This is a genomic window from Burkholderia sp. JP2-270, assembly GCF_003233675.1.
GTDB lineage: Bacteria > Pseudomonadota > Gammaproteobacteria > Burkholderiales > Burkholderiaceae > Burkholderia > Burkholderia pyrrocinia_C.
In genome coordinates, this window is sequence record NZ_CP029824.1 from 2,457,564 (window position 1) to 2,476,681 (window position 19,118).

Here is a 19,118-nt window from a genome sequence, read left to right on the forward strand (position 1 = left end):
CAGTGTTTTAGAACTGCCACCACGACTTCTTCGCACCGGGGCGCGAATGGCCCGTCACGTACGGGCTGTCGGGGAACGTGCCCGCGAGCACGCGCTTCGTGTCCTCGGCAAGTTGCGGCTGGTTCAGCTTGCCGTACGACAGGATCATGATGTGCAGCGCGTCTTCGATCGCCGGCGCGCCCTTGTAGTCCTTGATCGCGAGCTGCGCGCGGTTGATGGCCGCGACATACGCGCCACGACGGTAGTAGTAGTCGGCTGCGTGCACTTCGTGCGACGCGAGCGCGTTGACGATGTAGCGCATCCGTGCGGCCGCGTCGGGCGCGTACTTGCTCTTGGGGAAGCGGTCGACGACGACCTTGAACGCATCGTACGATTCGCGCAGCGCCTGCGGATCGCGCTCGCTCATGTCCTGGCCGGAGAAGCGGCCGAACAGGCCCAGATCGTCGTTGAAGTGGATCATCCCCTTCAGGTAGTACGCGTACGGGATATCCGGATGATCGGGATGGAGCTGGATGAAGCGGTCGACGGCCTGGTCGGCGGCTGCCGCTTCGTTATCCTTCCAGTTGCAGTATGCAACGTTGATCTGCGCCTGTTGCGCGAAATGGCCGAACGGATCGCGACCTTGCAGCGATTCGAAATATTTCGCGCACTTGCCCCAGTCGCCGCCGGACAGTGCGTCCTGGGCCTCTGAGTATAATTTGTTGTTCGACCAGGTAGCCGTCTCGTCCTGCTTCTGCGGCAAGCCGTGGCAGCCGGCGATGAGGGCCGCGGCCGCTACCGCCGCAGCCCGGGCGGCGACGGTTCTGGCCGTACGTTTGGTCGAATTCATCATGCTCGCATGTCCTAGCTTCAAGTCTCGGTGACCCAGTCTAAATGACCCGTTCAAGTTCGCAGAATGCCCAGCCGGGCACACCAAATCGCGAAGATTATAGCCCAAGCGGTCGGCCCGCCGACGCTGCCTCGGGGGATTCCCTCGATGACGATCTGACCGGCGACGCATTGCAACCGTCCGTAGCGCCGTCCGCGGCGGGCGATGACGCGCCGCGCGTCGTCGAAGTGCCGCTGTCGCTCGCGGGCGAACGCCTCGACAAGGCGCTCGCCCAGCTGTTCCCCGAATTCTCCCGCAGCCGCCTGCAGAGCTGGATCGAGGCGCAGCGCGTGCTGGTCGACGGCGCGCCGGCGAAGATCCGCCAGCCGGTGCCGCTCGGCGCGAAGATCGAGCTCGTGCCCGATCTGCTTCCCGAGCAGCTCGCGTTCACGCCGGAACCCGTGCCGCTCGACGTCATCTACGAGGACGACGCGCTCGTCGTCATCAACAAGCCGGCCGGCCTCGTCGTGCACCCGGCGGCCGGCAACTGGAGCGGCACGATCCTGAACGGCCTGCTGCATCGCTACGGCGACGCGGCGGCCGGCCTGCCGCGCGCGGGGATCGTCCACCGGCTCGACAAGGAAACCTCCGGCCTGATGGTGGTGGCACGCACGCTGGCCGCGCAGACGGACCTCGTGCGCCAGCTGCAGGCTCGCACGGTGAAGCGCCGCTATTTCGCGCTCGTGTGGGGCACGATGCCCGAGGAAGGCACGATCGACGCGCTGATCGGCCGCGATCCGCGGGAGCGCACGCGCATGGCCGTCGTCACGGGCGCGTCGGGCAAGCCCGCGCGCACGCATTTCCGCACGGTTGACACATGCGTGTGGCAACGTCAGCCGGTTTCGGCGATCCAGTGCGACCTCGAAACCGGCCGCACGCATCAGATCCGCGTGCACTGCGCGCATGCCGGGCACCCGTTGCTCGGCGACCCCGTCTACGGACGCGCGCGCGGCAAGCGCTCGGTCGCGCCGCTGCCGGGCGGGTTCGCGCGACAGGCGCTGCATGCCTGGCGGCTCGGCCTCGTGCATCCGGTCACGGGCAAGGCGATGCAGTGGCGCTGCCCGTTGCCGGACGACATGAACGCCCTCGTCGCGGCGCTCGGCTTCGGGCAGGGCGACGAGGAATTCGACGACGACGGTGTCTACGACGATGACGATTTCGGTGGCGAGTATCACGACGATGAGCCGTACCTGGACGATGAGGAGTGAGTGCCGATGACGAACCTGGCGCCGTTGACGTGGCAGGACTGCGTGCAGCCCGACTGGCAGGTGTCGCCGCGCGTGCGCGCGCTGATCACGACGCGCGACGGCGGCGTGAGCGAAGGCCCGTACGGGCGCTGGCAGGACGGTGCCGCGTTGGCAGGGGGGATGAATCTCGGCCTGCATACCGGTGACGATCCCGCCCATGTCGCCGGGAATCGCGCGCGCTTGCTCGCGCTGGCCGGCCAGCCGAGCGCGGCATGGCTCGAGCAGGTACATGGCGCGCAGATCGTGCGCGCGGACGAGGTGATCGCGGCGGCGCCCGCGGCTGCGGCGCCGGTGCGGGCCGACGCGAGCGTCACGGACCGGACGGGCGCCGTCTGCGTCGTGATGGTGGCCGACTGCCTGCCCGTGCTGCTGTGCGACGCGCAGGGCCGCGCGGTCGGCGCCGCGCATGCGGGCTGGCGCGGGCTCGCGGCCGGCATCGTCGAGCAGACTGCGGCGCGCGTCGCGGCGCTCGCGGGCGGCGCGACGGACACGCTTCATGCGTACCTGGGGCCGGCGATCGGCCCGCGGGCGTTCGAGGTCGGCGCCGACGTGCGCGACGCGTTTCTCGACACGGCCCCGCAGTCGGAGCATGATGAAACCCGTCGTGCGTTCGTCGCGATCGACGGCACGCCCGGCAAGTTTCTGGCCGATCTCTATGTGCTCGCACGCCTGCGTCTCGCGCGTGCGGGTGTGGAGCACATAAGCGGCGGGACAGCCTGTACGGTCACCGAACGCGCGCGCTTCTATTCGTACCGGCGCGACCGTGTGACGGGCCGCATGGCGGCGGCGATCTGGCTGGCAGATTGACGCATGCGCATGCGCGCATGGTTTTGTTGCGTCGCGAAATCGGTTATCTCGATATTTAGACGGCAATGCGGCGTTGCATGCGCGGTCGAATGAAAAATCCCGAAGTCAAGTCGGCCAAAATGTTTTATGTTTCGCCGAAACCCTTGTCCTGTCTGTTGCACACGGATTATCTCTGCGCGGAAATGTTCAGCGGTTTGACATGGCGCTTCACATGGGGAAAACGATAATGATAAAAATACCGCACTGCGGCAGAATCTGGAGACGCCTCTCCAGAGCATGACGGCCCGGCTCGCAGCCGGCACGCCGCGCGCGAGCAGGATTTCACGATAGACGCTCACGAATCACCGGTAAGGCAGGTAATGACAGCATCGAAAAATTCGTCGACGTCCGCTCAGGCGGGCACTTCCACGGGCAGCACCGGCTTCGATCCGGTCGCCCAGCCGATGCAGCAGATGTTCGAATCGTGGTTGAACGCGTGGCGCGGTTTTGCAGATCCGGCGCGCGCCGCGACTGCGTCGGCCACCGTCAATCCGTTCGCGACATTCCAGTTCCCGACTTCGTTTCCGTTCCAGGTGCCGTCGATGCCCGATCTGGGCAGCATGGCGTCGCCGTTCGCGGGGCTGAAGCTGCCGGTTGCCGCGATTCCGCCCGAACGGCTGCAGACGCTGCAGGCCGACTACGCGCGCGATTGCATGACGCTGATGCAGCAGGCGGCCGCCGCGAAGCTCGAATCGCCCGAACTGAAGGACCGCCGCTTCAGCGGCGATGCGTGGAAGGCGTCGCCGGCGCATGCGTTCGCGGCTGCCTGGTATCTGCTCAACGCGCGCTATCTGCAGGAACTGGCCGACGCGCTTCAGACCGATCCGAAGACGCGCGAGCGTATCCGCTTCACGGTCCAGCAATGGACGGCCGCCGCCGCGCCGAGCAACTTCCTCGCACTCAATCCCGACGCGCAGAAATCGATTCTCGAGACGCAGGGCGAAAGCCTGCGGCAGGGGATGATGAACCTGCTCGGCGACCTGCGGCGCGGCAAGATTTCGCAGACCGACGAATCGCAGTTCGTGGTCGGCAAGAACCTCGGGTGTACTGAAGGCGCGGTCGTCTACGAGAACGACCTGATCCAGTTGATCCAGTACGCGCCGAAGACGGACAAGGTGTTCGAGCGGCCGCTGCTGATCGTCCCGCCGTGCATCAACAAGTTCTACATCCTCGACCTGCAGCCCGAGAATTCGCTCGTCGCGCACGCGCTGTCGAACGGCCATCAGGTGTTCCTCGTGTCGTGGCGCAATGCGGATGCATCGGTCGCGCACAAGACGTGGGACGACTACATGAACGAAGGGCTGCTCGCGGCGATCGATGCCGTGCAGCAGGTCAGCGGCCGCGAACAGATCAACACGCTCGGCTTCTGCGTCGGCGGCACGATGCTCGCGACCGCGCTGGCGGTGCTCGCCGCGCGCGGCGAACACCCGGCCGCGTCGATGACGCTGCTCACCGCGATGCTCGACTTCACCGACACGGGCATTCTCGACGTGTTCGTCGACGAGGCGCACGTGCAGATGCGCGAGCAGACCATCGGCGGCAAGAACGGCACGCAACCGGGGCTGATGCGCGGCGTCGAGTTCGCGAACACGTTCTCGTTCCTGCGACCGAACGACCTCGTGTGGAACTACGTCGTCGACAACTACCTGAAGGGCCGCACGCCCGCGCCGTTCGATCTGCTGTACTGGAACAGCGACTCGACGAGCCTGCCGGGCCCGATGTACGCGTGGTACCTGCGCAATACCTATCTCGAGAACAAGCTGCGCGAGCCGGGCGCGCTGACCGTGTGCGGCGAATCCGTCGACCTGTCGCTGATCGACGTGCCGACCTTCATCTATGGCTCGCGCGAGGATCACATCGTGCCGTGGCAGACGGCCTACGCGTCGACGTCGATCCTGTCGGGCCCGCTGAAGTTCGTGCTCGGCGCGTCGGGTCACATCGCGGGCGTGATCAATCCGCCAGCGAAGAAGAAGCGCAGCTACTGGGTCAACGACAGCGACCTGCCCGAAGCCGCGGACGACTGGTTCGCCGGTGCGGCCGAGCAGCCGGGAAGCTGGTGGACGACCTGGGTCGAGTGGCTCGATCAGTACGGCGGCCGCAAGGTGGCGCCGCCCGCCAAGCCGGGCTCCGCGCAGTTCCCGGTGATCGAGCCGGCGCCGGGGCGCTACGTATTGCAGCGCGATTGACGAAAACCGGACAGCGGCGCACGCTGTCCGATGCACCGCAGTTTTTTTAACAGGGCCGGTAACGATGCGCCGTGTCGTGCGGGTCTGGAGGAAAGGGAAATGACGGACGTAGTGATCGTATCGGCCGCGCGGACCGCGGTCGGCAAATTCGGCGGCTCGCTTGCGAAGATTGCGGCGCCTGAGCTGGGCGCGACGGTGATCCGCGCGGTGCTGGAGCGTGCGGGCGTGAAGCCCGAGCAGGTCAGCGAAGTGATCATGGGCCAAGTGCTGACGGCCGGCTCGGGGCAGAACCCGGCGCGGCAGTCGCTGATCAAGGCCGGGCTGCCGACGGCAGTGCCGGGGATGACGATCAACAAGGTGTGCGGCTCGGGCCTGAAGGCCGTGATGCTGGCGGCGAACGCGATCGTCGCGGGCGACGCGGAGATCGTGATCGCGGGCGGCCAGGAGAACATGAGCGCGTCGCCGCACGTGCTGCCGGGCTCGCGCGACGGGTTCCGGATGGGCGACGCGAAGCTGGTCGACACGATGATCGTCGACGGGCTGTGGGACGTGTACAACCAGTACCACATGGGCATCACGGCGGAGAACGTCGCGAAGGAATACGGCATTACGCGCGACGAGCAGGACGCGTTCGCGGCGCTGTCGCAGAACAAGGCTGAAGCGGCGCAGAAGGCCGGGCGCTTCAACGACGAGATCGTTCCGGTGTCGATTCCGCAACGCAAGGGCGAGCCGCTGCAGTTCGCGACCGACGAGTTCGTGCGTCACGGCGTGACGGCGGAATCGCTGGCGGGGCTGAAGCCGGCGTTCTCGAAGGACGGTACGGTGACGGCGGCGAACGCGTCGGGCCTGAACGACGGCGCGGCGGCGGTGCTGGTGATGTCGGCGCAGAAGGCTGCAGCGCTGGGCCTGACGCCGCTGGCGCGGATCAAGGCGTATGCGAACGCGGGCGTGGATCCGAGCGTGATGGGGATGGGCCCGGTGCCGGCGTCGCGGCGGTGCCTGGAGCGGGCGGGCTGGACGCCGGGCGACCTGGACCTGATGGAGGTCAACGAGGCGTTCGCGGCGCAGGCGCTGGCGGTGCACAAGCAGATGGGCTGGGACACGTCGAAGGTGAACGTGAACGGCGGGGCGATCGCGATCGGTCACCCGATCGGCGCGTCGGGCTGCCGGATCCTGGTGACGCTGCTGCACGAGATGGCCAAGCGCGATGCGAAGCGCGGGCTGGCGTCGCTGTGTATCGGCGGCGGGATGGGCGTCGCGCTCGCGGTCGAGCGTCCGTAACCGGTCATCCGTAACCGGCGAACCGAATCCGGGCGCCGGCCGATTGCGGCTTCGGCCGGCGCCACGTGAAGTCAGAGGGGGCCTCGGCAGCTCTCGAAACCAAAAAATGGAGTGAGATTTATGTCTCAGCGAATTGCGTACGTAACGGGCGGGATGGGCGGCATCGGCACCAGCATTTGCCAGCGTCTGTCGAAGGACGGCTTCAAGGTCGTCGCGGGCTGCGGCCCGAACTCGCCGCGCCGTGTGAAATGGCTCGAGGACCAGAAGGCGCTCGGGTACGATTTCATCGCTTCGGAAGGCAACGTCGGCGACTGGGACTCGACCAAGGAAGCATTCGACAAGGTCAAGGCCGAAGTCGGCGAGATCGACGTGCTGGTCAACAACGCGGGCATCACGCGCGACGTCGTGTTCCGCAAGATGACGCATGAAGACTGGACCGCCGTGATCGACACCAACCTGACGAGCCTGTTCAACGTGACGAAGCAGGTGATCGACGGGATGGTCGAGCGTGGCTGGGGCCGGATCATCAACATTTCGTCGGTGAACGGCCAGAAGGGGCAATTCGGCCAGACCAACTATTCGACCGCGAAGGCCGGCATTCACGGCTTCACGATGTCGCTCGCGCAGGAAGTCGCGACGAAGGGCGTGACGGTCAACACCGTGTCGCCGGGCTACATCGGCACCGACATGGTGAAGGCGATCCGTCCTGACGTGCTGGAGAAGATCGTCGCGACGATCCCGGTGCGGCGTCTCGGTGCGCCGGAGGAAATCGGTTCGATCGTCGCGTGGCTCGCGTCGAACGATTCCGGCTTCGCGACGGGCGCCGACTTCTCGCTGAACGGCGGCCTGCACATGGGCTGAACGCCCGGGCTGCGCGGGCCGGGTGGCCGCGCAGCCGGGTGTGTTCCGAAGGCCCCCGCCTCCCGGATTCGGGCGGCGGGGATTCGTCACTTGCGCTACGCTGCACTGAAAGGCGTTACATGACTACTACAAAGAAGACGGCCGAACGGCTCATCAAGAAATACCCGAACCGCCGGCTCTACGATACCGAGACAAGCACGTACATTACGCTCACCGACGTGAAGCAGCTCGTACTGGAGCAGGAGGACTTCAAGGTCGTCGATGCGAAATCCAACGAAGACCTGACGCGCAGCATCCTCCTGCAGATCATCCTCGAAGAGGAAAGCGGCGGCGTGCCGATGTTCTCGTCGTCGATGCTGTCGCAGATCATCCGTTTCTACGGTCACGCGATGCAGGGCATGATGGGCACGTACCTGGAAAAGAACATCCAGGCGTTCATCGACATCCAGAACAAGCTCGCGGATCAGTCGAAGAACATGTACGACACCAATGCGATGAATCCGGAAGTCTGGTCGCAGTTCATGAACATGCAGGCGCCGATGATGCAAGGGATGATGACGAGCTACATCGAGCAGTCGAAGAACATGTTCGTGCAGATGCAGGAACAGATGCAGAACCAGGCGAAGTCGATGTTCAGCACGTTTCCTTTCAAGCAGCCGGGTCCCACGGAGCCGGAGAAGAAGTAGCGATTTTGCGGCAGGCCGGCCGCGGCGGCGCGAGCCGTCGAAGGGCCGACGCCGTGAAGCGTGGTGCGCTGCGGCCGATCGTGTGCTCGGGCACGACGATGCGCGGCTGCCGCCTGCCGGAAGGTGCCGCCGACGGTCGTTCGTGATCGTCGGCACCGCATGCCCGTGCCCGGGATGCCGGGTCTTGGGTGAGGCCGTTTCCGAAATGCTGGCTTCGTGCAGGCGGAAGGCTCCGTCAGGACGGCCGGACAGATACCTGGCTCGGTGTGTTCGCCCGCCTTCGCTCACAGCTCCGAACTGAAATCCTGGTGATCGTCCGGCGGGGGAAGGTCGAGAACGAGCTTGACCGCGCTGTAGTTGGCCTTCAGCGAAAACACGCGGCCGATCACGAGAAACGTCTGCTGCGCATTCTCGATCTCGACGAAGTCGCCGGGTTGCGGCACGTGGGCACCCTGGTCGTAGGAAAAGCTCGTGCTGGTTTGCTCATCGATGGCTTCTGCCGCGTGCTGGGTGAATTCGATCGTGATGTGGGTGGTCATGCGAGCCCCGTTGGGTGGATGGAAGAGAGTGAAGGCTTCGATTTTCGCATAGCGGCGGTGCACTTCCGCGGCGCTGCGCACGGCGCTCGATGCTACGTGGCGTCGGGTTCATCGTGGAATGAGACAGGTTCGAATTTTTCGCCGCAAAAGGAAGAGAGCACGGACGCGAGGGGCCGGTGTCGTAGCAGCCGGGGCAGGAACTGGCGCAGGCGATCCAGGGGGGCGTCGTACTCTGCGGCAGTCGCTCGCCCCGAAGTGAAAGGGTCGCATCAAACTCCGATTCATGACCCGCGGCCCGTCTTGCGGCGTATTCGAACTGGCGGTTCATGGCGCCGCCAGCCGTTCATTTTGGCTCGCCGCCCCTAAATCGCTGTAAACTCACGCTTTTGCGGCCACGCCCCCACATTCCAGATGTCCCAATCCCCCAAAGTAGGCTTCGTTTCGCTCGGGTGCCCGAAGGCGCTCGTCGATTCCGAACAAATCATCACCCAGTTGCGCGCCGAAGGTTATGAAATCTCCGGCACCTACGACGGCGCCGACCTCGTCGTCGTGAACACCTGCGGCTTCATCGACGAAGCCGTGCAGGAAAGCCTCGACGCGATCGGCGAAGCGCTGACCGAGAACGGCAAGGTGATCGTCACCGGCTGCCTCGGCGCGAAGTCGAGCGCCAGCGGCTCGAACCTGATCGAGGAAGTCCATCCGAAGGTGCTCGCCGTCACCGGCCCGCATGCGGTGGGCGAAGTGATGCAGGCCGTGCATTCGCACCTGCCGAAGCCGCACGACCCGTTCGTCGACCTCGTGCCCGCGGCCGGCATCAAGCTCACGCCGCGCCACTACGCATACCTGAAGATCTCCGAAGGCTGCAACCACCGCTGCACGTTCTGCATCATCCCGTCGATGCGCGGCGATCTCGTGTCGCGTCCGGTCGCCGAAGTGATGCTCGAGGCCGAGAACCTGTTCAAGTCGGGCGTGAAGGAACTGCTCGTGATCTCGCAGGACACGAGCGCTTACGGCGTCGACGTGAAGTACCGCACGGGCTTCTGGAACGGCAAGCCGATCAAGACGCGCATGACCGACCTGGTCGCCGCGCTCGGCGAACTCGCCGCGCAGTACGGCGCATGGGTGCGCCTGCACTACGTGTATCCGTATCCGAGCGTCGACGAAGTGATTCCGCTGATGGCGGAAGGTCCGTTCAAGGGCCACGTGCTGCCGTATCTCGACGTGCCGTTCCAGCACGCGCACCCCGAAGTGCTGAAGCGCATGAAGCGTCCGGCGAACGCCGAGAAGGTGCTCGAGCGCGTGCAGAAGTGGCGCGAGATCTGCCCGGACCTGACGATCCGCAGCACGTTCATCGCGGGCTTCCCCGGCGAGACGGAAGAGCAGTTCGAAACGCTGCTCGACTTCATCCGCGAGGCGGAGCTCGATCGAGTCGGCTGTTTCGCGTACTCGCCGGTCGAAGGCGCGACCGCGAACGAACTCGACGGCGCGCTGCCCGACGACGTTCGTGAGGAGCGCCGCGCGCGCTTCATGGAAGTCGCCGAGGAAGTGTCGGCGAACCGCATCCAGCGCAAGGTCGGCAAGACCCTCAAGGTGCTGATCGACGAAGTCGGCGAAGAAGGCGGGATCGGCCGCACGGCAGCCGATGCGCCGGAGATCGACGGCGTCGTTTATGTCGAGCCGGCGACGAAGGCATCGAAGCGCTACAAGGTCGGCGATTTCGTGTCCGTGAAGATCACGGGCGCCGACGGCCACGATCTGTGGGGCGAGGTGTAAGCGATGACCGCCGCATTTCCGGAGATCCTCGCGCTCGGCGAGGCGATGATCGAATTCAACCAGTCGCAGCCGGGCCGTCCGGAATTCCTGCAGGGCTTCGGCGGCGACACGTCGAACTTCTGCATCGCGGCGGCGCGCCAGGGCGCGTCGACGGGCTTCGTGTCGGCGATCGGCGACGATCCGTTCGGCCGCCTGCTGGCCGACATGTGGCGCGCCGAGCACGTCGACACGACGTACGTGCGGTTCGATCGCACGGCGCCGACCGGCGTGTATTTCGTCACGCACGGCGTCGACGGCCACCAGTTCGACTATCTGCGCGCGGGCTCCGCGGCGAGCCGCTACGCGGCGGGCGACCTGCCGCTCGACGCGCTGGCGGCGGCGAAGGCCGTGCACCTGTCGGGCATCAGCCTCGCGATCAGCACGGCCGCGTGCGACGCCGCGTTCGCGGCGATCGACCATGCGCGCCGCAACGGTGTGAAGGTCAGCTTCGACACGAACCTGCGCCTGAAGCTGTGGCCGCTGCCGCGCGCCCGTGCGGTAATGCGCGAGGCGCTGCGCCAGACGGACATCTGCCTGCCGAGCTGGGACGACGTCACGGCGCTCACGGGCGCGAACGACCGCGACGCGATCGTCGACGCGATGCTCGAGCACGGGCCGCAAGTCGTTGCGCTGAAGCTCGGCAAGGACGGCGCGTATGTCGCGACGCCGAACGAGCGGCGCGTCGTGCCGGGCTTCGCGGTCGAGGCCGTCGATGCGACGGGCGCGGGCGACTGCTTCGGCGGCGCCTTCGTCGCGCGGATCGTCGCGGGCGACGATCCGTTCGCGGCCGCACGCTATGCGAACGCCGCGGCGGCGCTGTCGACGACGGGCTACGGCGCGGTCGCGCCGATTCCGCACCGCGATGCGGTGGAGCGCCTGATGCAAGGCTGACGCGGCACGCGCACGCCGGCCACGGCCCCGCACGATCGATTCATTCGAAGAAGGATGAGGAGGCAACATGCAACGTGAAGTGGTGGTGGTGAGCGGCGTGCGTACCGCGATCGGCGATTTCGGCGGCAGCCTGAAGGACATCGCGCCGACCGAGCTCGGTGCACAAGTCGTACGCGAAGTGTTGCTGCGTGCGCAGGTGTCGGGCGACGAGGTCGGCCATGTGGTGTTCGGCAACGTGGTGCATACGGAGCCGAAGGACATGTATCTCGCACGCGTCGCCGCGATCAACGGCGGCGTCGCGCAGCATGCGCCGGCGCTCACGGTCAACCGACTGTGCGGCTCAGGGCTGCAGGCGATCGTGTCGGCCGCGCAGGGCGTGCTGCTCGGCGATGCGGACATCGCGATCGCGGGTGGCGCGGAGAGCATGAGCCGCGCGCCGTATGCGATCCCGGCCGCGCGCTTCGGGCAGCGCATGGGCGACATGCGCGCGGTCGACATGATGGTCGGCGCGCTGAACGATCCGTTCCAGACGATCCACATGGGCGTGACGGCCGAGAACGTCGCCGCGAAGTACGGTATTTCGCGCGACGCGCAGGACGCGCTCGCGCTCGAATCGCACCGTCGCGCGTCGCTCGCGGCGAAGGCCGGCTACTTCAAGGCCCAGATCCTGCCGATCGAGCTGATCGGCTCGAAGAAGGGCACGCCGGTCGTGTTCGATCGCGACGAGCACGTGCGCCACGACGCGAGCCTGGACGACTTCTCGAAGCTGCGACCCGTGTTCGTGAAGGAGAACGGCACGGTGACGGCCGGCAACGCGTCGGGCATCAACGACGCAGCGGCGGCGGTGCTGCTGATGGAGCGCAGCGTTGCCGAGAAGCGCGGCGCCAAGCCGCTCGCCCGCCTCGTTGCATATGCGCATGCGGGTGTCGATCCGGCCTACATGGGGATCGGTCCCGTGCCGGCCACGCAAAAGGTGCTCGAGCGCGCGGGGCTGACGGTTGCCGATCTCGACGTGATCGAGGCGAACGAGGCATTCGCCGCGCAGGCATGCGCGGTGACGAAAGAGCTGGGTCTCGACCCGGCAAAGGTGAATCCGAACGGGTCCGGCATTTCGCTCGGTCACCCGATCGGGGCGACGGGCGCGCTGATCACCGTCAAGGCGCTGTACGAGTTGCAGCGCATCGGCGGCCGATACGCGCTCGTGACGATGTGCATCGGCGGCGGGCAGGGCATCGCCGCGATTTTCGAGCGAATCTGAAGCAAGGAGCAACGCAAGGTGGGTCGATATTCGGAATGGCAACGGGCGCTTGTCGTCGCATGCGCGCTGGCGGCGGGCATCGCGCTGCCGGGCACGGTCGCGGCGCAAGCCGTCGCGCCGGGCGCGCAACAGGATGAGGCGGCACCCGCGCGGCCGCTGCGGCCGAATCCCGAATTCGCGCGGCTGCCGCGCTACGAAGGCACGCTCGGCGACCGGCCGATCGTCGTGCATCTCGGCCCGAAGACGGACGAGGAAGGCGTGCACGGCGAATACCAGTTCGCCGATACGGGCGAGGTCGTCCTGCTCGCGGGCGATCGCGATGGCGATACGCTCGAGATCGAGGAATCGAACGACGGCACGAACATCTCCGGCGTATGGATCGGCCGCTTCGACGCGACGGGCGACCTGAAGGCCGACCGGATGAACTCGGACGAGTCGGACCCGCAGCCCGTCGTGCTGCGCCTGGCGCCGGGCAAGCGCGCGGCGCTGCAGGTGCGCGACGGCCGCGTGCAGGAAATCGAGACGGTGGGCTCGGTCGTCAATCTGCGCACCGACGACTGAGCCGCGCTGGCTCGGCGTGTGCGGCGCGTATTGTACCGGGCCAAATGCCCCGATTTTGGCTAATCTAGCGACATATTCCGCAACCGAACGGCCTTGTGCCCGGCTTCCTGTCATGACTGCATCCACTCCCAAGCGCGCGCTGCAAACCCGCATCGTTCAACCCGACGACGTCATTCCGGACGGCTTCCGTTCGTTCGTGCCGCCGGTCGCGCGTGCGTCGACGGTCGTGTTCCCCGATCTCGCGACGATGCGCTCGCTCGTCTGGCACAACGACAACCAGTGGCGCTACGGGCTGCATGCGACGCCGACGTCGCTCGCGCTCGCGCAGCGGCTCGCCGAGATCGAGGGCGGCACGCACGCGCTGCTGCAGCCGTCGGGCCTCGCGGCGATCATGAACGTCTACTTCGGGATCGTGAAGGCCGGCGACGACGTGCTGATTCCGCACAACGTGTACGGACCGAACGCCGATTTCGGCAACTGGCTCGCGAAGGATTTCGGGATCGCCGTGCGCTTCTACGATCCGCTCGTCGGCGCCGGCATTGCCGATCTGATCCAGCCGAACACGCGGCTGATCTGGATCGAGGCACCCGGCTCGGTGACGATGGAGGTGCCCGACGTGCAGGCGATCACGGCGGCTGCGAAGGCGCGTGGCATCGTCACCGCGATCGACAACACCTATTCGGCCGGGCTCGCATTCAAGCCGTTCGAGCACGGCGTCGACATCTCGGTGCAGGCGTTGACCAAGTACCAGTCGGGCGGCAGCGATGTGCTGATGGGCGCGACGATCACCGCGGACGCGGAGCTGCACGCGAAGCTGAAGCTCGCGCGGATGCGTTGCGGGATCGGTGTGTCGGTCGACGATTGTTCGCTCGTGCTGCGCAGCCTGCCGAGCATGCAGGTGCGTTTCGACGCGCACAGCAGGAGCGCGCTCGCGCTCGCGCAATGGCTGAAGGCTCGGCCGGAGATCGCTTCGGTGCTGCATCCGCAGATCGCCGACTGCCCCGGACATGCGTCGTTCACGCGCGATTTCACGGGCGCGGGCGGGCTGTTCTCGGTGGTGTTCGACGCGCGCTACAGCGCGGAGCAGATCGACCGCTTCGTCGAGTCGCTCGAACTGTTCGCGATCGGCTGGAGCTGGGGCGGCGCGTGCAGCCTCGCGATGCCTTATGACGTCGCGTCGATGCGTCCGGACTGGCCGCATCGCGGCACGCTGGTGCGTTTCTATGTCGGTCTCGAGGACGAAGCCGACCTGCGCGCGGATATCGAGCGCGCGATGCAGGCCGCACTCGGCTGATCGCAGGCCGATAACGTCCCGCGGGGAAAAACGAAACGCCGGCGCGATGCAACATCGCGCCGGCGTTTTTCATTCGGGGTCGTGCGGGATCAGAACAGCCGCAGCAGCCCGTCGAGGCCGACGTGATCGAACGCGACCGTCGCCGCGTCGCGCACGACGGGCTTCGCGTGGAACGCGACCGACAGCCCGGCTTCGGCCATCATCTTCAGGTCGTTCGACCCGTCGCCCATCGCGATCGCGCGGTTCGGCTCGAGGCCGAGCGATGCGCACGTGTCGCGCAGCAGGCGCGCCTTCACGTCGGCGTTGACGATCTCGCCGAGCACCTTGCCGGTCAGCTTGCCGTCGACGATCTCGAGCGTGTTCGCATGCGCGTAGTCGAGGCCGAGGCGTGCCTTCAGCCGCTCGGTGAAGAACGTGAAGCCGCCCGACACGAGCAGCGTCTTCATGCCGGCGGCCTTCACGCCGGCAAGCATCGTCTCGGCGCCCGGCGACAGTTGCAGCCGTTCCTCGTACACGCGCGCGAGCGCCTGCGCATCGAGCCCGGCCAGCAGCGCGACGCGGCGCGTGAGGCTTTCGTTGAAGTCGCGGATTTCGCCGCGCATCGATGCTTCGGTGATCTCGGCGACCTGCGTCTTGAGCCCGCAGAAATCGGCGATCTCGTCGATGCACTCGATCGTGATCAGCGTCGAATCCATGTCCATCACGGCGAGCCCGAAATCGCCGAGCGTGCGGCCGGCCTCGACGAACGCGAAGTCGAGTGCGTGCGTGCCGCAGTACGCGTCGATGTCGAGACGTTGCGCCGGGTTCGCGTTTTCGATGCGCAGCGCGTGATCGTCGGTCTGCACGATGCGGGTGCCGCGCGACAGCGCGAGCAGCGGTTTGTGATGGGCGTCCGACAGCGGCGCAAGACTCTGGATGACGAGGTTGTGGGTCATGGCGGGATGATTGGGAGGCGAATGAAATGCGTGCGCGGCCAACGGGCGGCCGCTTGCGGGCGCGGGCCCCGTTCGGCTGCGGGCCATTGCGTCGCGAACGCGCCATTGTAGCCGGTTGGCCGGGCCGGGCGGTCGCGGCGGGTACGAATCCTGAGGCCCGACTCGAACCGGCACGCCCACAGAGCGAGCCGAACGCCGGCACCTATCGCCCGTCCGCGCGGTCCCAGTACGGCGGATCGCCGAAATGTTCGGCCAGGAACGCGATGAACGCGAGCGTCTTCAGCGGCACGTGCGCGCGGCTCGGATAGACGGCCCAGATCGCGACATCGTCGGCGAACGGATAGTCGTCGAGCACCGTGACGAGCGCACCGCTCGCGAGCAGCGGGCCGACGTCCCAGGTCGACTTGATCGCGATCCCGAAGCCGTCGACCAGCGCTTCGCGGATCGCCTCGCCATTGCTCGCGACGAGCCGGCCGGCGACCCGCACGGTCAGCGGGCCTTGCGGCGTCGCGAACGACCAGTCGCGCTGGTCGCCGAGGATCACGCACTCGTGCTGCGCGAGGTCGGCCGGATGGCGGGGCGTGCCGCGTTCGGCGAGATACGCGGGCGAACAGCACAGCACGCGGCGGTTCACCGCGAGCTTGCGCGCGACGAGCGTCGAATCCTTCAGCGCGCCGAGGCGGATCGCGACGTCGTAGCCGTCGTCGACGAGATCGACGATCTCGTCGGACAGCCGCAGGTCGAGCGACACCGACGGATAGCGGCGCAGGAACGCGGGAATCACCGGCGCGACATGCTGGCGGCCGAACGACGACGACATCGACACTTTCAGCCGCCCGTACGGCTCGCTGCGGCCGCGGCCGACCGACGCGCGCGCGGCGTCGGCGGCCGACAGCAGCGCGTCGGCGCGCGCCATGAAGACCTCGCCGTCCTGCGTGAGGCTGATGCGGCGCGTGGTGCGGTGCAGCAGCCGCGCGCCGAGCTGGCGCTCGAGTTGCGCGATGCGCGCGCTCGCGACCGCGGCCGACACGCCGAACTCTCGCCCGGCCGCGGTGACGTTCGCGAGCAGCGCCGCGCGCACGAACAGCGCGACGTCGAGCAGGTCGAGCGGCTTGTCGGGTGCCGCAATCGGATCGGATGCCATTATTCTGAAATTCCTGAAAATGTTTCAGGAAATATATCGGTTTTCTCGAATGATCGGGTTGCCTACGATGACGTTCATCGGGCTGCGCCGCGGCCCGGCCCTTTTCCTGAAAGGAGTTTCGTGATGAAAGCCGTTGGACTGACCCGCTATCTGCCGATCGACGACCCGCAGGCCTTGCTCGACGTGGAGCTGCCGCAGCCCGTGCCGGGCCCGCGCGACCTGCTCGTGAAGGTCGAGGCGATTTCCGTGAACCCGGTGGACACCAAGGTGCGCGCGCCGAAGCCGCAGGTCGAGGACACGCCGCGCGTGCTCGGCTGGGATGCCGCCGGCACGGTCGTCGCAGTCGGCGCGGACGTCACGCTGTTCCGGCCCGGCGACGAAGTGTTCTACGCGGGCAGCATCACGCGGCCCGGCGCGAACAGCGAATTCCATGCGGTCGACGAGCGGATCGCCGCGCTGAAGCCGGGCACGCTCGACTTCGCCGCCGCGGCCGCGCTGCCGCTCACCGCGCTGACCGCGTGGGAAGCGTTGTTCGACCGGCTGCGCGTGTCGCCGCAGGGCGCGGACGCCGGCAAGTCGGTGCTGATCATCGGCGGCGCGGGCGGCGTGGGCTCGATCGCGATCCAGCTCGCGAAGGTGCTCGGCAAGCTGCACGTGATCGCGACCGCGTCGCGGCCGGCGTCGGCCGAATGGGTGCGCTCGCTCGGCGCGGATGCGGTGGTCGACCATTTCGGCGACCTGCCTGCGCAGTTGCGCGAGGCCGGGCATCCGAACGTCGACTACGTGCTGATCTTCAACGACACGGATCGCCATTTCCCCGCCGCGGCGGAAGTAATCCGGCCGCAGGGCGGCATTTGCACGATCGTCGAGAACGAGAAGCCGGTGCCGGTCGAACTGCTGAAGGCGAAGAGCGCCGCGTTCCACTGGGAGTTCATGTTCACGCGCGCGATGTTCGAGACGCCGGACATGATCGAGCAGCACCGGATCCTCGGCGAAGTCGCGCGGCTCGTCGACGGCGGCACGCTGCGCACGACGCTCGGCGAACAGCTCGGCGCGATCAATGCCGCGAACGTGCGCCGCGCGCACCAGTTGCTCGAAGCCGGGCGCACGATCGGCAAGCTCGTGCTGAGTGGCTTCTGAGCGCCTGCAAACCCGTCGCGTCGTGCGAAGCCCTTCGAGGAGGCATCCCCCAACGGGACTTCCTTCGGGTTGGAAAACCTGCGGCGGCCCGGCGCTTTCTCGAGAGCCGGCATTGCGCGTAGGGTTGCAACGCCGCGAACGCAAGCGGGGTAACACCCGATGCGTTTGCGGCGCATTGCATGCCGCTTGGCGGTAGACTGGCAACGCATCATGCATCGAAAACCGCGCGGCACGCGCGTGCCGCCGCATTACAAGGAGGTCAGCATGAGCCAACGCAGCTTGTCAGTCGCCGCATCGTGGTCGGCCGTGTTCGCGGTGGCGTGCGTCAGCGCGAGCGTATTCGCGGCGCCGCCGGTCAAGGGCAGCCTGAAGGGCGGCGGTACGGGGCAGTTCGAATACACCGTCAAGGTCGACTCGAAGACCTTCGGCAATATGCAGGAGACCCGCAAGATCCGCTCGGGCGAGACGGACGACTTCAACTGGAAGTCGGTGCCGCCGAGCGGCGCGGTCGCGTTGCCGGACGGCTGCCCGAACGCGGACAACCTGCCGCGCGACGCGAACGGCGCGATGGTGCGCCAGACCCAGGTGCGGCTCGCGCCGTCGATCGACGCGAAGGGGATCGCGAACGTGCAGATGAGCTTCCAGGCGGCCGCGCCGAAGGGCACGCGCGCCGTGACGGCCGGCGGCAAGTCGCTGCAGTGCCCGGACGTCGTGTCGGTGAGCCAGGTGAAGTGGGTGTCGATTCCGACCAACGGCGGTTCGAAGTCCGTGACGATGAGCGACGGCACGAAGGTGACGGTGTCGATCAAGCGTTGAGCAGCGTGCGGGCCGGCGTTTCGTCCGGTGCGCGCGCAACGGATTCGACTGGCGCGACGAGCAGGGCGGCACGTGAGCGTTTCGTGCCGCAGTCACGATGCTTTCCCGCGACCAGCTTCGCGCTGCAGTGCCGCGGCAACGGCATGGCAGCCGTTCGCCGCGCGTCGGTGCAGCGTGGCGACCTGCGTGACGTCATGCGGATGTCACGTTATGCTCTGCCGCATCATCACCTTCCTGTCACGATATCCCGATGAAATTCCGAATGTGCATGCTGTTGTCGGCCGCTGCGTTCGTCTCCGCGCACGCGCAGGCGGCCGACGATTGCAGTTTCGTGAAGAAGGTCGAGCTGCCGTCGCGGCAGCAGGTGGCGGTCGTGTCGAGCGGCGCACTCGAACCGTGCTCGACCGGCAGCTACGCGGTGCGCGTGTATTCGACCGCGCATGCCGCACCCGGCTTCGATACCGACGACTACGTGACGGGGGCGTTGCATGCGCGCGATGGCACGGTTACCGATGCATACGCGGCCGACCTCGGCACACGCGCGCCGCAGGCGCTCGTCGTGACGACGCGCTCGGCCGGCAGCGGCGGTTATGTCGGCGCGCAGGCCTATGTGACGACACCGCGTGCGGTGCGGCTCGTCGCGTCGGTCGACGGGCTCGCGCCCGACGCGGACATCGCGGCCGCGTTGCGGCAGGCGATCGGCAAGCGCCGCGGCGTGCGCTGACGCGCTGACCGCGCACCACGCGAACGCAG

General features: G+C 67.1%; 18 protein-coding genes. 14 read left to right on the forward strand and 4 right to left on the reverse strand.

Annotated features, from left to right (window positions below):
* Nucleotides 1-7: 7 nt before the first annotated feature.
* Entirely contained in the window at nucleotides 8-832 is an 825-nt protein-coding gene (locus tag DM992_RS11675) for an outer membrane protein assembly factor BamD (RefSeq protein WP_021163132.1), read from the reverse strand.
* 41 nt (nucleotides 833-873) lie between these two features.
* On the opposite strand from DM992_RS11675, the gene DM992_RS11680 reads away from it, so the two are divergent.
* From DM992_RS11680 to phaR, 6 genes are all read left to right on the forward strand, one after another.
* A complete protein-coding gene (locus DM992_RS11680; protein WP_111016911.1) occupies nucleotides 874-2,076 on the forward strand; it encodes an RluA family pseudouridine synthase in 1,203 nt (400 codons plus the stop codon).
* A gap of 6 nt (nucleotides 2,077-2,082) precedes the next feature.
* The gene (gene pgeF / locus DM992_RS11685; protein WP_111017890.1) at nucleotides 2,083-2,922 is read left to right on the forward strand and encodes a peptidoglycan editing factor PgeF; all 840 of its coding nucleotides are present in this window, start codon (nucleotides 2,083-2,085) and stop codon (nucleotides 2,920-2,922) included.
* Between the two features lie 359 nt (nucleotides 2,923-3,281).
* On the forward strand, nucleotides 3,282-5,147 hold the full coding sequence (gene phaC / locus DM992_RS11690; RefSeq protein ID WP_111016912.1) for a class I poly(R)-hydroxyalkanoic acid synthase: 1,866 nt from the start codon (nucleotides 3,282-3,284) through the stop codon (nucleotides 5,145-5,147).
* 99 nt (nucleotides 5,148-5,246) lie between these two features.
* The gene (locus DM992_RS11695; RefSeq protein WP_111016913.1) at nucleotides 5,247-6,428 is read left to right on the forward strand and encodes an acetyl-CoA C-acetyltransferase; all 1,182 of its coding nucleotides are present in this window, start codon (nucleotides 5,247-5,249) and stop codon (nucleotides 6,426-6,428) included.
* Between the two features lie 120 nt (nucleotides 6,429-6,548).
* A complete protein-coding gene (locus tag DM992_RS11700; RefSeq protein ID WP_111016914.1) occupies nucleotides 6,549-7,289 on the forward strand; it encodes a 3-ketoacyl-ACP reductase in 741 nt (246 codons plus the stop codon).
* 119 nt (nucleotides 7,290-7,408) lie between these two features.
* Complete coding sequence (gene phaR / locus DM992_RS11705) at nucleotides 7,409-7,975, forward strand: polyhydroxyalkanoate synthesis repressor PhaR (RefSeq protein ID WP_111016915.1); 567 nt, start codon at nucleotides 7,409-7,411, stop codon at nucleotides 7,973-7,975.
* A gap of 284 nt (nucleotides 7,976-8,259) precedes the next feature.
* On the opposite strand, the gene DM992_RS11710 is transcribed toward phaR, so the two are convergent.
* Nucleotides 8,260-8,514, reverse strand: coding sequence for a hypothetical protein (locus DM992_RS11710; RefSeq protein WP_111016916.1), 255 nt, complete (start codon nucleotides 8,512-8,514; stop codon nucleotides 8,260-8,262).
* A gap of 411 nt (nucleotides 8,515-8,925) precedes the next feature.
* On the opposite strand from DM992_RS11710, the gene rimO reads away from it, so the two are divergent.
* From rimO to DM992_RS11735, 5 genes are all read left to right on the forward strand, one after another.
* Nucleotides 8,926-10,287, forward strand: a complete 1,362-nt coding sequence (rimO, locus tag DM992_RS11715) for a 30S ribosomal protein S12 methylthiotransferase RimO (RefSeq protein ID WP_034181306.1) — start codon at nucleotides 8,926-8,928, stop codon at nucleotides 10,285-10,287.
* Nucleotides 10,288-10,290: 3 nt separating this feature from the next.
* Nucleotides 10,291-11,217 carry a sugar kinase gene (locus DM992_RS11720; protein WP_111016917.1) on the forward strand — a complete coding sequence of 309 codons (927 nt, stop codon included), beginning with the start codon at nucleotides 10,291-10,293 and terminating at the stop codon, nucleotides 11,215-11,217.
* 67 nt (nucleotides 11,218-11,284) lie between these two features.
* Complete coding sequence (bktB, locus tag DM992_RS11725) at nucleotides 11,285-12,475, forward strand: beta-ketothiolase BktB (protein ID WP_111016918.1); 1,191 nt, start codon at nucleotides 11,285-11,287, stop codon at nucleotides 12,473-12,475.
* Nucleotides 12,476-12,493: 18 nt separating this feature from the next.
* Entirely contained in the window at nucleotides 12,494-13,036 is a 543-nt protein-coding gene (locus DM992_RS11730; RefSeq protein WP_111016919.1) for a hypothetical protein, read from the forward strand.
* Nucleotides 13,037-13,148: 112 nt separating this feature from the next.
* Complete coding sequence (locus DM992_RS11735; RefSeq protein WP_111016920.1) at nucleotides 13,149-14,330, forward strand: cystathionine beta-lyase; 1,182 nt, start codon at nucleotides 13,149-13,151, stop codon at nucleotides 14,328-14,330.
* 89 nt (nucleotides 14,331-14,419) lie between these two features.
* On the opposite strand, the gene serB is transcribed toward DM992_RS11735, so the two are convergent.
* A complete protein-coding gene (gene serB, locus DM992_RS11740) occupies nucleotides 14,420-15,265 on the reverse strand; it encodes a phosphoserine phosphatase SerB (RefSeq protein WP_111016921.1) in 846 nt (281 codons plus the stop codon).
* 202 nt (nucleotides 15,266-15,467) lie between these two features.
* Complete coding sequence (locus DM992_RS11745; RefSeq protein ID WP_111016922.1) at nucleotides 15,468-16,409, reverse strand: LysR family transcriptional regulator; 942 nt, start codon at nucleotides 16,407-16,409, stop codon at nucleotides 15,468-15,470.
* Nucleotides 16,410-16,532: 123 nt separating this feature from the next.
* Here DM992_RS11745 and DM992_RS11750 point away from each other — a divergent pair, with 123 nt between their 5' ends.
* From DM992_RS11750 to DM992_RS11760, 3 genes are all read left to right on the forward strand, one after another.
* Complete coding sequence (locus tag DM992_RS11750; protein ID WP_111016923.1) at nucleotides 16,533-17,549, forward strand: zinc-binding alcohol dehydrogenase family protein; 1,017 nt, start codon at nucleotides 16,533-16,535, stop codon at nucleotides 17,547-17,549.
* Between the two features lie 264 nt (nucleotides 17,550-17,813).
* Entirely contained in the window at nucleotides 17,814-18,365 is a 552-nt protein-coding gene (locus DM992_RS11755; protein WP_111017891.1) for a DUF6013 family protein, read from the forward strand.
* Nucleotides 18,366-18,615: 250 nt separating this feature from the next.
* Nucleotides 18,616-19,089, forward strand: a complete 474-nt coding sequence (locus DM992_RS11760; protein WP_111016924.1) for a PliI family lysozyme inhibitor of I-type lysozyme — start codon at nucleotides 18,616-18,618, stop codon at nucleotides 19,087-19,089.
* Nucleotides 19,090-19,118 lie beyond the last annotated feature (29 nt).

Coding starts and splice junctions, on each gene's coding strand:
- pgeF (WP_111017890.1), top strand. CDS start 2,083: ATGACGAACCTGGCGCCGTTGACGTGGCAGGACTGCGTGCAGCCCGAC.
- rimO (WP_034181306.1), top strand. CDS start 8,926: ATGTCCCAATCCCCCAAAGTAGGCTTCGTTTCGCTCGGGTGCCCGAAG.
- bktB (WP_111016918.1), top strand. CDS start 11,285: ATGCAACGTGAAGTGGTGGTGGTGAGCGGCGTGCGTACCGCGATCGGC.
- DM992_RS11710 (WP_111016916.1), bottom strand. CDS start 8,514: ATGACCACCCACATCACGATCGAATTCACCCAGCACGCGGCAGAAGCC.
- DM992_RS11695 (WP_111016913.1), top strand. CDS start 5,247: ATGACGGACGTAGTGATCGTATCGGCCGCGCGGACCGCGGTCGGCAAA.
- DM992_RS11675 (WP_021163132.1), bottom strand. CDS start 832: ATGATGAATTCGACCAAACGTACGGCCAGAACCGTCGCCGCCCGGGCT.
- DM992_RS11750 (WP_111016923.1), top strand. CDS start 16,533: ATGAAAGCCGTTGGACTGACCCGCTATCTGCCGATCGACGACCCGCAG.
- DM992_RS11755 (WP_111017891.1), top strand. CDS start 17,814: ATGAGCCAACGCAGCTTGTCAGTCGCCGCATCGTGGTCGGCCGTGTTC.
- phaC (WP_111016912.1), top strand. CDS start 3,282: ATGACAGCATCGAAAAATTCGTCGACGTCCGCTCAGGCGGGCACTTCC.
- DM992_RS11735 (WP_111016920.1), top strand. CDS start 13,149: ATGACTGCATCCACTCCCAAGCGCGCGCTGCAAACCCGCATCGTTCAA.
- DM992_RS11720 (WP_111016917.1), top strand. CDS start 10,291: ATGACCGCCGCATTTCCGGAGATCCTCGCGCTCGGCGAGGCGATGATC.
- DM992_RS11700 (WP_111016914.1), top strand. CDS start 6,549: ATGTCTCAGCGAATTGCGTACGTAACGGGCGGGATGGGCGGCATCGGC.
- DM992_RS11760 (WP_111016924.1), top strand. CDS start 18,616: ATGAAATTCCGAATGTGCATGCTGTTGTCGGCCGCTGCGTTCGTCTCC.
- phaR (WP_111016915.1), top strand. CDS start 7,409: ATGACTACTACAAAGAAGACGGCCGAACGGCTCATCAAGAAATACCCG.
- DM992_RS11745 (WP_111016922.1), bottom strand. CDS start 16,409: ATGGCATCCGATCCGATTGCGGCACCCGACAAGCCGCTCGACCTGCTC.
- DM992_RS11680 (WP_111016911.1), top strand. CDS start 874: ATGACCCGTTCAAGTTCGCAGAATGCCCAGCCGGGCACACCAAATCGC.
- serB (WP_111016921.1), bottom strand. CDS start 15,265: ATGACCCACAACCTCGTCATCCAGAGTCTTGCGCCGCTGTCGGACGCC.